At 74.9% G+C, this 12,656-nt stretch carries 13 protein-coding genes; 3 read left to right on the forward strand and 10 right to left on the reverse strand.

The window, feature by feature from the left end; all coding sequences use genetic code 11:
• Positions 1–743 precede the first annotated feature (743 nt).
• Together IO40_RS0127495 and IO40_RS0127500 are read left to right on the forward strand one after the other, a co-directional pair.
• Positions 744–1,835, forward strand: coding sequence for a PucR family transcriptional regulator (locus tag IO40_RS0127495; RefSeq protein ID WP_016469058.1), 1,092 nt, complete (start codon positions 744–746; stop codon positions 1,833–1,835).
• A 23-nt stretch (positions 1,836–1,858) separates the two neighbouring features.
• On the forward strand, positions 1,859–2,284 hold the full coding sequence (locus IO40_RS0127500; RefSeq protein ID WP_016469059.1) for a pyridoxamine 5'-phosphate oxidase family protein: 426 nt from the start codon (positions 1,859–1,861) through the stop codon (positions 2,282–2,284).
• A 243-nt stretch (positions 2,285–2,527) separates the two neighbouring features.
• Here IO40_RS0127500 and IO40_RS0127505 read toward each other — a convergent pair whose 3' ends face one another.
• Genes IO40_RS0127505 through IO40_RS0127515 form a run of 3 tightly spaced genes read right to left on the reverse strand, consistent with a single transcriptional unit; the run spans position 2,528 to position 3,803 of the window.
• Entirely contained in the window at positions 2,528–2,902 is a 375-nt protein-coding gene (locus IO40_RS0127505) for a fluoride efflux transporter FluC (protein WP_016469060.1), read from the reverse strand.
• A complete protein-coding gene (locus IO40_RS0127510; protein WP_041968829.1) occupies positions 2,899–3,279 on the reverse strand; it encodes a DUF190 domain-containing protein in 381 nt (126 codons plus the stop codon). Before IO40_RS0127510 ends, IO40_RS0127505 begins: the two co-directional genes overlap by 4 nt.
• Entirely contained in the window at positions 3,276–3,803 is a 528-nt protein-coding gene (locus IO40_RS0127515; protein ID WP_016469062.1) for a fluoride efflux transporter FluC, read from the reverse strand. The genes IO40_RS0127510 and IO40_RS0127515 overlap by 4 nt, the downstream gene beginning before the upstream one ends.
• A 476-nt stretch (positions 3,804–4,279) precedes the next feature.
• Here IO40_RS0127515 and IO40_RS0127520 point away from each other — a divergent pair, with 476 nt between their 5' ends.
• Positions 4,280–4,999, forward strand: coding sequence for a LysM peptidoglycan-binding domain-containing protein (locus IO40_RS0127520; protein WP_016469063.1), 720 nt, complete (start codon positions 4,280–4,282; stop codon positions 4,997–4,999).
• A 176-nt stretch (positions 5,000–5,175) separates the two neighbouring features.
• Here the strand turns inward: IO40_RS0127520 and IO40_RS0127525 are convergent, their stop codons facing one another.
• From IO40_RS0127525 to IO40_RS0127555, 7 genes are all read right to left on the reverse strand, one after another.
• Complete coding sequence (locus IO40_RS0127525) at positions 5,176–9,027, reverse strand: tetratricopeptide repeat protein (RefSeq protein ID WP_031176324.1); 3,852 nt, start codon at positions 9,025–9,027, stop codon at positions 5,176–5,178.
• Between the two features lie 70 nt (positions 9,028–9,097).
• Complete coding sequence (locus IO40_RS0127530) at positions 9,098–9,556, reverse strand: TadE/TadG family type IV pilus assembly protein (protein WP_016469065.1); 459 nt, start codon at positions 9,554–9,556, stop codon at positions 9,098–9,100.
• Positions 9,553–10,002: a TadE/TadG family type IV pilus assembly protein gene (locus IO40_RS0127535; RefSeq protein ID WP_016469066.1), complete on the reverse strand. Its 450-nt coding sequence runs from the start codon at positions 10,000–10,002 to the stop codon at positions 9,553–9,555. Before IO40_RS0127535 ends, IO40_RS0127530 begins: the two co-directional genes overlap by 4 nt.
• 3 nt (positions 10,003–10,005) lie before the next feature.
• Positions 10,006–10,386, reverse strand: coding sequence for a TadE family protein (locus IO40_RS0127540; RefSeq protein WP_031176325.1), 381 nt, complete (start codon positions 10,384–10,386; stop codon positions 10,006–10,008).
• Positions 10,387–10,472: 86 nt separating this feature from the next.
• Entirely contained in the window at positions 10,473–10,730 is a 258-nt protein-coding gene (locus tag IO40_RS0127545; protein ID WP_016469068.1) for a hypothetical protein, read from the reverse strand.
• 40 nt (positions 10,731–10,770) lie between these two features.
• The gene (locus IO40_RS0127550; protein WP_016469069.1) at positions 10,771–11,694 is read right to left on the reverse strand and encodes a type II secretion system F family protein; all 924 of its coding nucleotides are present in this window, start codon (positions 11,692–11,694) and stop codon (positions 10,771–10,773) included.
• Entirely contained in the window at positions 11,691–12,656 is a 966-nt protein-coding gene (locus IO40_RS0127555; protein ID WP_031176326.1) for a type II secretion system F family protein, read from the reverse strand. Before IO40_RS0127555 ends, IO40_RS0127550 begins: the two co-directional genes overlap by 4 nt.

Here is a 12,656-nt window from a genome sequence, read left to right on the forward strand (position 1 = left end):
CTCCCCGTGGCAGCCCAGGCCCACCGGTGCGCCCCCCGTCACCGGACAAGCCCCCCGGGGCCCTCGCCGTACCAACCCCGCCCCCCCCGGGCCGCCCGACGGCCACCGACGTCTTGAGGCCCCTCGGACAGCACGGGCCTCCCATGCGGGACCCCCGCCCCAGGAATGCCCCCGGCCAGTCCCCCCGGGCCTCCCCGCCCAGGCCCCTTCTCCGACGGAGCCCCGGGGAAACCTGGGGCTCCCCCGCGAGGCCCCCGCCCGCGCGGGGGCCTCCCCCGTACGGCCCCTCCCCAGGTCGCACCGGAGCGGTACGCCGCCTCCCCAGGTCCGCCCCGCAGCGCCCGCGGGCCCCCGCTGCCCGGTGCTCCCCCGAGCTCCGGGCCCCGCAGTTCGCCGGGGCTCCCCCGATCCCCGGCGTCCACCGCGCAGCGCGGCGGTCCCCCGTGCCCCCCCGTCCCGGGCTCCGGGCTACCCCCGGATAGCCCGGCCCCCGTGACCGCCCCCGGCGGTTCCCCCTCGTCCCGGTGCCGCGCCTGCCGTTCACCGGCTCTCCCCTGCCGGGGCGTGGCACCGGGACGTTCCCCCGTCCCCCCGTTCTCCCCGTTGACATGCATCCTGCCGTCGGCGGCAGGGACCCCGCATTGCCGGATCCCGGCAGAGTTCTCTAGGGTCTGCGTGCCGGGCGGCGTCAAGGAACCGTCAGGACGGCGTCAGAACCGGATCGAGGAACGACGGGGGTACGGGTGAGCGGGGCGACGGGGGTACGGGCGGGCGGGGCGGCCGGGATACCGGAGGCGTATCTGGCCGGGTACGCGGAGATCCTGGCCGATGTGTGCGCGACGGGACGCAGGCTGACCCGGGACGAACTGGAGACCCGGCGGACGCTGGGTGAGCGTGCCGCCGACGCGGGGCTGGGGCTGCGGGCGCTGGTCGGCGCCCATCTGGCGGCGGCACGTGCGGCGTGGCCGTCGCTGCCGGGCGACGCCGACAGTCTGCTGGCGGGCATGCAGCAGGCGGTGGACGCGGTGGCGGAGGGCTACGAGCGTGCGCAGCGGCAGGCGGTCCGGCAGGAGGAGGCCGCGCGGCGGGAGTTCATCGACGACCTGCTGCACGGGCGGAGCGATCTGGGCCGGCTGGCGGAGCGCGCGGAGCGGTTCGGGCTGCGGCTGGCGCACAGTCACGCGGTGGCGGTGGTCCGCGGTCCGGGTGTGTACGACGAGGGCGATCCGGTGGCGCGGCAGGTGGAGCGGGCGCTGATCGCCCGGTTCCACGACCGCGGGATCCTGCTGACCACCAAGGACGGTTGTCTGGTGTGTGTGGTGCCGGGTGACCAGCCGGAGGTGCTGACGCATTTCGCCAAGCACAGTCATGCGGCGACGGACGGCGGGCAGGTGGCGGTGGGCCGCGCCCAGTCGGGCCCGGGCGGGGTGGTGCAGTCCTATGAGGAGGCCCTGGGCGTGCTGGATCTGGCCGAGCGGCTGGAGTTGGACGAGCCGGTGCTGTATGCGGCGGATCTGCTGGTCTATCCGGTGCTGACCCGGGACCGGCAGGCGATGGCGGATCTGGTGGAGGCGACGCTGGGTCCGCTGACGTCGGCGCGGGGCGGGGCACGACCGCTGCTGGAGACGCTGACGGTCTATTTCGACTGCGGCTGCGTGGCGGCCGAGGCGGCGCGGCGGCTGTCGTTGAGCGTGCGGGCCTTCACCTACCGGCTGGCCCGTATCGAGCAGTTGACGGGGGCGGACCCGACGGACCCGGCACACCGCTACATGCTCCAGACGGCGGTGATCGGGGCGCGGCTGCTGGGCTGGCCGACCACGCCGCTGGGCTCGTGAGCGGGGGCGGTAGCGTGCCGCGCATGGACACAGCGACTCCGCGGACGGGTGAGGACGGTGCGGGCGGCCCGGGTTTCTGGGAGGAGCGCCGTATCGGTTTCCTCGGCACGCCGCGCCCCGACGGGACGGTGCATCTGGTGCCGGTGGGGGTGACGTACGACCCGGCGACGCGGATCGCACGGGTCATCAGCAGCCGCTCCAGCAAGAAGGTGCGCAACGTGCTGGCCGCGGGCCCGGCGGGGGCCCGGGTGGCGGTGAGCCAGGCGGAGGGCCGGCGCTGGTGCACGCTGGAGGGCACGGCGGTGGTGCGGGACGATCCGGAGTCGGTGGCCGACGCGGAGGCGCGCTACACGCGGCGCTACAAGCCGCCGCGGCCGAATCCGGAGCGGGTCGTCATCGAGATCGTGGTGGACCGCGCGATGGGCACAGCGAAGCCGCCCGGCTGGTGACCGGCCGGCACGTCCCCGACAGCTGGCATGCCCCCGTATCTGTCGCAGCCCTGACAGCCGGCACGGCCCCGATCCTCGTCACAGCCCGGCAGCCGCCGCAGCCCCGGCGCCCGGTGCGGCCCCATGACCGGCGGCACCACCGCGACGCCCGCACCGCCGCGGCACCGACGGCCCCGACCGCCCGGATGACCCGTACCGCCCCATGACCCCGCATGGCCGCAGGTGGCCGGCGCGCCGTGCCGGTCAGCCGTGGAGGGTGGCGGCCACGGCGGCGCCCGCGTAGGCGGCGCCCAGTCCGGCGGGCAGACTGGCCGCCAGGTTGGCCAGCGCGTAGAGGGGGGCTCCTTGTTCGGCGAGCCGCAGAGTCTCGTAGGAGAACGTCGAGTAGGTGCTGAGCGCCCCGCACAGTCCGGTGCCGAGCAGCAGTTGGAGGTGCGGGGAGGCGGCGCCGCCCGCGGCGGCGCCGGTGATCAGGCCGAGGAGCAGGCTGGCGGTCACGTTCACCACGAAGGTGCCCCAGGGGAAGAGGGCGTCGTGCCGGGACTGGACGGCCCGGTCGGTCAGATAGCGCAGGGGCGCTCCGACGGCGGCGCCCGCGGCGACGAGTAGCCAGTTCACTGTGGTGCGTCCCCCTCTTCCTGTCCTGTCCGGTCCCGGTGGCGGACGACCCGTACCGGATCGAGCAGCACCAGTGCGTCACGGGTGAGTTCGGCGATGTCCGCGACGAACGCCTCGATGCGTGCGGCCTCGTCCACGATGACGACGGCCACGGGCAGGTTCTCGGCGAGCGAGAGCAGCCGGGTCGTGTGGACGAGGGCGGAGGCGCCGAAGCCCTCGGTGCCGCGGAAGACACTGGCGCCGGCGAGCCGGGCGGCGTGGGCGCGGTTCACGATCTCGGCGTAGGCGGGTTTGTGGTGGTGACGGTCGTCCTCGCCGAGCAGCACGGTCAGCCGCAGGGCTTCGGTGGTCTCGAAGGGCGCGTGGGTGGGGGTCATGGCCGCCTCCGTGCGATCAGCCGGCGGGTGAGGGTGGCGGTGAGCCAGACGGCGGCCAGGGCCGTGGCCGGGGTGAGGGCGAGGACGCCGAGGGCGAGGCCGGGCCGGTGCTCTTCCAACAGTCCGCGGATGTCCACGGCGTAGGTGGAGAAGGTGGTGTAACCGCCCAGTACGCCGGTGCCGAAGAAGGGGCGGACCAGCCGGTGTGCGGCCCATGCGTCGGTGAGGAGCACCATGAAGGCGCCCATGAGGGCGCACCCGGTGACGTTGACGAGGAGGATGGTCCAGGGGAAGGTGCCGGCGGGCGTGGGCCACAGCAGGGTGGCGGCGTAACGGGCCCAGGCGCCGAGGATTCCGCCGAGGGCGACGACGGCGAGGACGGGCCCCTGGTCCCGCCACCACCGCGCCCGCGATCGAACACCTGGCCGAAAAGCGGGTTCTGGGCCGAGGCCGGGATCGACGGACCCGGCCGCCGCGTCCTGCCGGTAAGGGTCTTCCTCCCGGGGCCGGGGAAGTCGCTCCACGTTCGTCTCCTACTCGCCGGGCGCCCTGCGGGCGCGCACCCTCGCAAGCAGGGACCGTTGGCGGCTGCCGTGCCGCGGTTGGTTCCGGCGGGCCCCACCGCCGGGCGGCATCCCCGTGGGGCTGCCGCCCGGTCAGATTACCGTCCGCCCCTCCCACCTCGCATGTTCTGCGGGCAGTGCGGGGGACGGTGCGGTGCCGAAGGTCCTTCGGTGCGGGAGCCGTTCGGGACGCAAGACGGCGCAAACCGCCCCCACCTGTGACGCTTGTCTCCAACGGTTACGTCACACTCACCTTTCTCGATCTCCGCGCAACCGCATTACCAGCGCAGATGCCGTTGTTGGGTGTCAAGCGACAGCAATGATCTTGGAAAGACCCAATTGGAGCCATCCGGACGGCTGTGCTTACTGTCGCTCCCGCTCGACCGGTTCGTCCGAACTCCTGGGCGAACAGCCGCGACCGTAAGGAAAGAAAGACCATGCTGTTCTCCGGCAAGGGCCGTCATCGTCGTCCGACCAAGGCTGTGCGCATCGCCACCCTGACCGGCGTCGCCGGCGCAGCTGTGGCGATTCCGCTGGTGTCCGCCACGGGAGCGCAGGCCGCCTCCGTGGACACCTGGGACAAGGTCGCCCAGTGCGAGTCCTCGGGCAACTGGCACGCCAACACCGGTAACGGCTACTACGGCGGCCTCCAGTTCAACAACTCCAGCTGGGCGGCGGCCGGCGGCACCAAGTACGCGCCGCGCGCCGACCTGGCCACCAAGGACCAGCAGATCGCGGTGGCCGAGAAGCTCCTCCAGATGCAGGGTCCGGGTGCCTGGTCCTGCGCCGGTGCCGGCGGTCTGACCTCCGGTGGCCCCGCGGCCGACGTCCACCCGGACGGCGGCAGCGCCCAGCAGGCCCAGCCTCGGCAGCAGGCCGCGCCCAAGCCGGCCCAGCCGCGCCAGCAGACGCAGCCGCAGCAGCAGGCCGCGCCGAAGCCCGCCCAGCCCAAGCCCGCGCAGCCGAAGCCCGCGCAGCCCCAGCAGCAGGCGCCGCGCACCGGCCACGGCAACTACACCGTCAAGCCCGGTGACACGCTCAGCGAGATCGCGCAGGCGCACGGCACCGACTGGCACAAGGTGTACGCGGACAACAAGTCCACCATCGGCGACGACGCCGACCTCATCTTCCCGGGCCAGAAGCTGCAGATCGGCTGACGCCGCTGAGCTCGCCCGCAGGACCGCCATGGCCCGCGCCTCTTCCCCCGAGGGCGCGGGCCATGGCTCTTTCCGTCCCCGGGCCCCGGACCGGCCACGGCCGTACCGCTCCGGGCTCCGGTCGTGTACGTGTCAGCCGGCGCGCTGTGCGCGGCCGATGACGGCGGCCGGGCCCATCACCCGGTGCGGGTCCAGCCCGGGGCCAGCTCGTCCAGCAGTGCGGCGGTGCGGGGGGACACCCCGCGCTCGGGGCCGTGCAGGGCGGCGCCGCGCTCCACCACCCACCGCACCGCAGCATCCAGCTCCCCGGCATCCTCCGTGGCGTGCGCGGCGCGTACGAGTTCGTCCCACAGCCGCTCGTCGTCGGGTGCGGTGCGCAGCGCGGCCCGTACCGCCTCCACCGCCGCGTCCGGGTCCTGCGCCCGCAGATGCTCGGCGGCCAGCGCCAGCCCCAGGTCGGCGACCAGCAGCGGGTGCTGGGCCTCGGCGACGTGGTGGGCCAGCCAGCCGTAGCGTCCCTCCGGGCGGTCGGCGAGCAGGGGGCCGCGTGCCAGGGAGAGGGCGTCGGCGAGCTGGGCGCGGCGCAGCCGCGGCGCGAGCCTGGCGCCGCGTTCCCCGGTGCAGCCGTGGTGCAGGGTGCGCAGCACGTCCCAGTCACAGACGACGGAGGGCCGCAGGGCGAGCCGCCCGTCGGCGCCGGTGACCAGCCGCGGGGTGCCGTCGGTCTCGATGCCCAGCCAGTCCCGGAGCCGGTCGACCAGCGCGTCCCGCACGTCGTCCGTGACCCCCTTCGGCCACAGGGCGGAGGCCAGCACACGGGGGTGCACGCCGTCCCGGTTGAGGAGGAGCAGCGCCAGTGCCTCGTGGAGCAGGGCGCTGCGGGACTCCTCGGGCGCCTCGACGCCGGTGACGTCGAAGTCGCCCATGAGGCGGGCGTAGACCGCGGGGCGTCCGCTCTCGCTCAGGTCGACGCGGAATCCGGGCCCCTCGCCGTCCCCCGTCCCGGTCTCGTCGGCGTCGGCGAACAGTGCGACCACGGCCGCACGCAGCTCCTCGGGCAGCAGCTGGGCGCGCACTTCCAGTCCCATCCGCCGGGCGGCGAGCGTCCCCTCCTCGTCGATCTCGAACTCCCACACGACGCTGGGCAGCCGGCCGCCGGGCACCCCGACGACGAAGCCGTCACGTGCCCCCTCGCCGCCGGTGGTGAGGGCGGCGAGCCGGTGCGCCTCCTCGTCGGTGGGCTCGGCGCCGATCAGCACGACCTGCGAGGTGTCGCCGCGGCGCGGAACGGCCCCGCCCTCCCGCTCCCGCAGCAGTGCGGCCACATCGGGAAGGTGCCGGACGCGGTCGGGGGCGAGGGCGGTCAGTTCCGCGCCGAAGCCGACGAGGGTCAGGCCCAGGCCCTTCGACCAGCTGCCGGTGGCGAGTTCGGCGGCGATCGAGGCGAGGACCGCCTCACGCGCCGCGGCGTCCCCGGCGACCGACACCAGTCCGGGTACGGACTCCAGATTGAGCAGCAGCCGGGCCTCGCCGCGCAGCCCGAGGCTGACCAGCGCCGGATAGGGCGGGGGTGCCTCGGTGTCCACGTCGATCCGGGTGTGGGCGCGCTGGATCGTCCAGAAGGTGGCGCTCTGTCCGAACCGCCAGGGCGCGGGCGGCGCTCCGGCCTCCTCGGCGAGCTGGAGGTGCAGGTCCTGGCCGGTCAGCCAGGCCGCGTAGACGACGGGCAGCGGCCGGCCGGCCTCGGCGAGGTCCTCGGCCAGTCCGCGCAGCGCCCGGTCGAGGAAGCGGACGGCGCCCGGGTCGGCACCGGCCAGCAGTGCTTCCTGGGCGCGGGCCGCCGGATCGGAGGGCGGTGCGAAGTCGTCGGCGGGTGCGCGCCGGGCGCCGCCGGTGACCGCCCGCCACAGTGCCGCGCGCCGCCTGCTGCCCAGCGCGGCCAGCAGCCCGGCAGCGAGCAGGGGCGCGCCGATCAGCGCTTCGGGCAGCCCGACGGGACCGGGCGCACCGCCCTCGTCGGCCGCGGCCTGTCCGGACCGGTCGAGCCGGTTGCCGCCGTCGGCCCCGGGGGTGTCCGCGTGCGCGAGGTCCGAGGGCGTGTCGTCGCCGCCCCCGCCCTTGCCGTCGTCCGCCGTACCTTCCCGGCCGCTGCCGCGGGTGCCGCCGGGGTGGCCGCCGTGGTCCTCGCCGCCGCGCGGGTGGGACGGGGTGGCGGAGTCGTCGGTGTCCGGGCGGCTGCCGCCGTCGTCCGGGGTGTCCGCGTCGTCGCCGGTGGCGCCCGGCCGGATGTCGTCGGGCTGGGCGATGCCCGGCCCGGGGAGCCCGTCGTCGTCGGTGCCGTCGGTGCCGTCGATTGTGTCGCCGGTGTCGTCGCGGCCGGCGCTGTCGGGGCGGGTGGACTGCCCGTCGGCCGAGGTCTCGGGGACGGAGGGCGCCTGCCGGTCGGGGGCGTGCTCGTCGGGGGCGACCTCCACCGTCTCCCCCGGGCCGTTCCCGTCCGGACCGGTGTCCTCCGTCGTGGAGTCGCCGCCCGGGGACGCGCTGTCCTCCTCCCGGGGGTCCTGCCGGGCGTCGTCCTGCGGCAGGTCCCGGTCCGGCTGGAGCGCGGGGCGGTCGGTGCTGTTCTCCCGGGTGTCGTTCCGGGTGTCGTCCTGCGTCAGCTCCCGGTCCGGCTGGAGGGCCGGGCGGTCGGTGCTGCTGCTGTCCGGGACGCTCGGCTGCTCGTCCGGCTGGTCGGAGGGGTCGGACGGGCCGGCCTCCGACGGCTTCGGCTGCTCCGCGCGGTCGGGGCTGTCGGAGTGGTCGGAGTGGTCGGTGCCGTCCGGGACGGCGGTCCCGTCGGGGACGGAGACGTCTTCCTCGTCAGGGCCCGGCCCCCGCTCCGCCTCGTCCCGGCGGTCCTCCTGCCGCTGCTGCCGCCCGTCCTGCTTCCCGTCGTCCTGCTTCCCGTCGCCCTGCCCGTCCTGCTGCCGGTCCGGCCCGTCGGGCTGCGACGGCCGGGCCGGGCTCTCCTGCCGACCGCCGTCCCCGGCGTCGTGGCCGCCGCCCTGGGACCGGTAGCGCTCGTACTCGGCCCGCTCCTGCGCGTCGAGCCGGTCCGTGTCGTCGGGCATCTCCACCAGTTCGCCGCCGTGCGCGTCGGCGGGCATCTCCATGATCCAGCCGGGCCGGATGAGGCTGGCCTCCGACAACCGGGAGCCGTCGGGCTGTGCACGGTCCTTGTTGAGGCGGTAGATCTCCTTGTAGCGGCGGCCGTCGCCCAGATGCCGCTCGGCGATCTCCCACAGGGAGTCGTGGTGGCGGCCCTCCGGGGGCTGGATCCGGTAGAACTTCGTGCCGGCGGAGGTGTGTCCGGCCGGGGAGACGTCGTTGCCCGCTGACGCCTGCCGTACCGTTCCGGCGCCGTCGGCCGCGGCGACGAGCGCGGTGCCCGGGCCGGAAGCACCCATGGTGCCCGGCCCGGTCCCGTCTGCGCGGTCCGCGCCGGGCGGTGCCTGCCGTTCGCCGGGGGTGAGCGCGGCGGCGGCGACCGTCATGGACGGCTGGTGGGGCTGGACGGCGTGCCCCAGCTGGGACAGGCCCGGGGCGAAGCTCGCCGTGCTGGAGCCCAGCAGCAGGAGAGCTGCCACCAGTTGCCGGGCCAGCAGTTGGCTGGGGCCCGCGCCGGGCACCCGGGCGGGCAGGCCCACGCCGGAGACGGCGGCCTTCACCTCGACCAGCACGCAGGCGGTGAACTGCGCCCAGGCGAGCCACACCACGACCGTCAGCACATCGACGAAGGTGCCGACGCCCACCTCGTCCCGCAGCATGTCCCAGTCGGGCATCCGGCGGGGCAGCGGCCAGCCCATGACGGAGGCCAGCGCCAGGGGTACGCCGACGACGAGCGCGGCCAGCGCCACGAACGCGCAGAACGCCTTGACGATGTCGCCGGCCGTGCGCCGGGTGCGTACGGGGACGGGCGTGCGGGAGCGCGAGCGGGGCCCGGACCCGCCGGGGGCCGGTGCCGGTGTCGGACTGCGGCGCGCCATCTCGTGTGCTCCTGTGGTGAGAAGTGCGGTCGGGAAGAGGGTCGGGGGCGGGCGGGGCCGGGGCGGCCGGTCAGCCGGTCACGGACTCCGCGGTGGCCGTGCCGTGCACGGTGAGCGGTGCACTGTAGAACAGCCCCGTCAGGACGGGCCGGTAGGTGAGCCGGATGCGGACCTCCACCTGTTGGGCGCTGGCGGACACGCAGCCGGAGGCGTTGACGTCCGCGGTCGTCAGCCCGGAGCGGGAGGCGAACTCGGCGACCCGCTCGGGGCAGTGCTCGTAGTTGATGGGCGCGTTGCGGCCCTCGCTGGCACGCAGGGCTTCCTCGTCGATGTCCTGCGCGGCGTAGCGGGCGGCCTGTTCGGCGATGTCGGCGGCGCGTTCCCGCTGCGAGATGGACAGCCCGCCGTCCACCACGAAGGCGGCCAGCACCATGAACAGCAGCGCGAACATGATGACGGCGGCGGCGCCCGAACCGCGCTCGTCGCAGGCGGCGTACCGGTCGCGCAGCAGGGCCCGCACCCGGCTCATCCGGTCCTCCGGTAGGGGTCGATGGGGGAGCTGGAGCGGCCGGTGAGGGTCTTGGCGATGTCGAGGCCGACCAGGTCCAGGCCGCGCACCCGGCAGCTGACCTCGACGGTGAAGTACCCGCCCGAGTGGTACTCGCTGCCCGCGTCCCGCACGGTGGCGGGGCCCGCGCAGGTGCCCTTGAGGGAGGCCCGCGCCGCCTGCTGGGCCGCGGCCAGCGCCGCGGCGTGGTCCCCGTGCTGGAGGGAGCCGGCGCGTGCGGCGTCCCTGGCCGCGCCGTCCACCGCGCCGCGCCCGTCCACGAGCTGTCCGAAGGCGACGAGGACGAGGATGAAGAGCATCATCACGGGCGCGAGGATGACCACTTCGATGGTGGACAGCCCCGACTCGTCGAAGCGCCGCCGCTCCGGGGCCGCGACCGCGGCGCGGGGCCGCCTTACCGCCGTCACCGCTCACGCACCCCCGTCCGGTACGAACCGTTCCACCGGGCCCTGCGAGACGGCGTGCACCCGCATGTCGAGCCCGGGGAAGACCGACGGCACCCGGGCGCGGATCTCCACGCCGACGGTGTTGCGTTCGGGCCGCAGCGTCGTCACCCGCGGGCCCAGGATGAGCTGGGGGCCCAGTTGCCGGATGTAGGAGCCGGAGGTCTCCCGGGCTTTGGCGCGCCAGCCCCCGGGGTCGGCGTCGGCCTCCTGCCGGGCCTTGCGCGCGCCCGCCTGTGCCGCGGCCTGTGCCACGTGGTCGGCGAAGAAGTACAGCGCGAACTGCACCGTGGCGAAGATGAGGAAGAACAGCACGGGGGTGAGGATGACGAACTCGATGGCGGTCATGCCGCTGTCGCCGCGGCGGGCAGCCTCCTCCCACCTGCGGCGCAGCCGTCCGCGCAGTCGTCCGTCCCCTCCCACCGACGCCACTCCTACTTGCAGGTGCCGTTCTCGTCGGCGCCCTCGATGCACTTGGTCACCTTGTCGGCGCCTTCCTTGAGGGCCATGTTGATGACGGCAGCGACCACGCCGACGATCGCCACCACCACCGCGGAGATGATCACCCACTCGACGGCGGAGGCGCCGCGGTCCAGCTCCCCCGAGCGGGCGCGCTGGATCCGGCCGCGCAGGAACGTGACGAGGAAGTCGATCGCGGGGTGACTGACGGCGCGAAACGGGCTGTTCGGCATCGTCTCGGTCCTTTCTGCGAGCTGTGGAGGGCGGCGGGCGTCAGATCTGGAAGACGCGCATGGCCGCCGGATAGATGAGGAAGACGAGGAAACCGGCGCAGAGCATCAGTTGTGCGACGAGCATCGACTGGGACTTCTCCCCGGCGCTGCCCTCGATCTCCGCCAGTTCCCGGTGCCGCATCGTCTCGGCGCGGGCGGTGAGCGAGGCGCGGACCTTGGCGCCGTCGTCGGCGACCAGCGCCAGGGAGGCGGAGAGGTCCTTCAGTTCGTCGACGCCCAGCCGGTTGCCGAGTTCGCCGAGCGCCGCCCACTGGCTGAGCCCGGTGATCCGCGCGTCGGCGAGCGCGTCCCGGATGCGGCGCAGCGCCCAGCCGTCGCTCACCTCGCTGGCCGCCTTCAGTGCCTCGGGCAGGCCGCGCCCGCCGGCCAGGTTCATGGCCACCAGGTCGAGGTAGGCGCCCACGACCCGGCGCAGGTCGCGGCGTTTGGCCGCCGCGTCCCTGCGGACCTCCAGGTCCGGGAGCATGAAGAACAGTCCGGCGAACAGCAGGGCGAGCCACAGCGGGATCAGCGGGCTGCGGCCGAAGCCGATGAGCCAGGCGATGGAGAAGAGGAACGGTCCGAAGAACAGCCCGGCGGCCCCCAGCAGCACCTTGGTGGCCAGGAAGTTCTCCCAGCCGCGCTCCAGCACCTCCAGGTCGGAGCGGAGGCTGCGCAGCTCCCAGCCCTGGCGCAGATACAGCTCGGCGACCCGGGCGCCCAGCCGGGCCCGGGCCCCGGCGAAGCCGCCGCCTTCGGGCGCGGCGGCGGGCTGTTGCTGTCCGCCCGGCCGGCTGCGCAGCGCGTCGATCTCGGCGACCGAGGCGACGGCGCCCTTCTTGCCGGGCAGCAGTGCCCTGATCAGCAGGAAGAGCCCGAGCCCGGCCAGTGCGCCGGTGAGCGCGGTGAGGGTGAGGGTGTTCACCGGGCGGGCACCTCCCTGCCGTGCTGGGGCGGTACGTCGCCGCCGGGCTGTCCGGTGCGCGGCGCCAGCGCCTCAGGGTCGGCGCGGACGAGGAAGCGCTCGGGCGTCTCGATCCGCGAGAGTTTGCGCAGCCACCAGAAGCCGCAGGCGAACATCGCGCACACGCAGGCGAGGACGAGCTGGCCCAGCGGGGTGCCGTACGGTGCGACGAAGTCCCGGTTGAAGACGGCCAGGCCGAGCACGAACACGACGCTGACCCCGACGACGATCTGGACGCTGCGCCGGGTCGAGGCGCGCTGGGCCATCACGCGCTGGCGCATGTCCACCTCCTCGCGCGCTGACTTGGCGAGGGCGCCCAGCACCTCGCGCAGACCGGGGCCGCGCAGCCGCGAGTTGAGGATGAGGGCGGCGACCACGATGTCGGCGGAGGGGTCGTCCAGTTCGTCCGCCAGGTGCTGGAGCGCGACCGGCAGCGGGGTGCGGGCCCGCAGCCGGTCGATGAGCCCGTCCAGGTGCGGGCGCAGCGAGGGGGCGGCGGCCCGCGCCGAGGCGGGGATGGCCTGTTCCAGGCCGACGGCGCCGGCGATGGTGTCGCGCAGTGATTCCGTCCAGGCGGCGAGGGCCTCGACACGTTTCATGGCGGCGCGTTCCTCGGCGGCACCGCCGAAGAGCCGGTCCCACAGGAAGACGAGGACGCCGGTGGCGAGCGCGGCGACCGGCCAGCGGGTCAGCAGCAGCACCAGCAGCCCCGCGCACACGGCGACGGAGCCGCGGCGGCTCATGAACCGGGCCAGCTCCCAGACGCGTTCGCCGTTGCCGGGCCCGGCGCCGCGCGGTTTGGCGGGCAGCCCGCGCAGGGCGACGATCAGCAGGGCCAGCCCGCCGCCGACGGCGACGCCGCACAGCAGCGCCAGGAGGGTGGCCACGGAGAAGACACCGCCGGTGGTGACGGAGAAAGGCAT

This window comes from Streptomyces albus subsp. albus (assembly GCF_000725885.1).
Taxonomy (GTDB): domain Bacteria; phylum Actinomycetota; class Actinomycetes; order Streptomycetales; family Streptomycetaceae; genus Streptomyces; species Streptomyces albus.

Bases quoted from the DNA above. Each gene is read 5' to 3' on its own strand.
- IO40_RS0127555 (WP_031176326.1), bottom strand. From the start codon at position 12,656: ATGCCTTTCTCCGTCACCACCGGCGGTGTCTTCTCCGTGGCCACCCTC.
- IO40_RS0127500 (WP_016469059.1), top strand. From the start codon at position 1,859: ATGGACACAGCGACTCCGCGGACGGGTGAGGACGGTGCGGGCGGCCCG.
- IO40_RS0127530 (WP_016469065.1), bottom strand. From the start codon at position 9,556: ATGAGCCGGGTGCGGGCCCTGCTGCGCGACCGGTACGCCGCCTGCGAC.
- IO40_RS0127510 (WP_041968829.1), bottom strand. From the start codon at position 3,279: ATGACCCCCACCCACGCGCCCTTCGAGACCACCGAAGCCCTGCGGCTG.
- IO40_RS0127540 (WP_031176325.1), bottom strand. From the start codon at position 10,386: ATGACCGCCATCGAGTTCGTCATCCTCACCCCCGTGCTGTTCTTCCTC.
- IO40_RS0127525 (WP_031176324.1), bottom strand. From the start codon at position 9,027: ATGGCGCGCCGCAGTCCGACACCGGCACCGGCCCCCGGCGGGTCCGGG.
- IO40_RS0127520 (WP_016469063.1), top strand. From the start codon at position 4,280: ATGCTGTTCTCCGGCAAGGGCCGTCATCGTCGTCCGACCAAGGCTGTG.
- IO40_RS0127545 (WP_016469068.1), bottom strand. From the start codon at position 10,730: ATGCCGAACAGCCCGTTTCGCGCCGTCAGTCACCCCGCGATCGACTTC.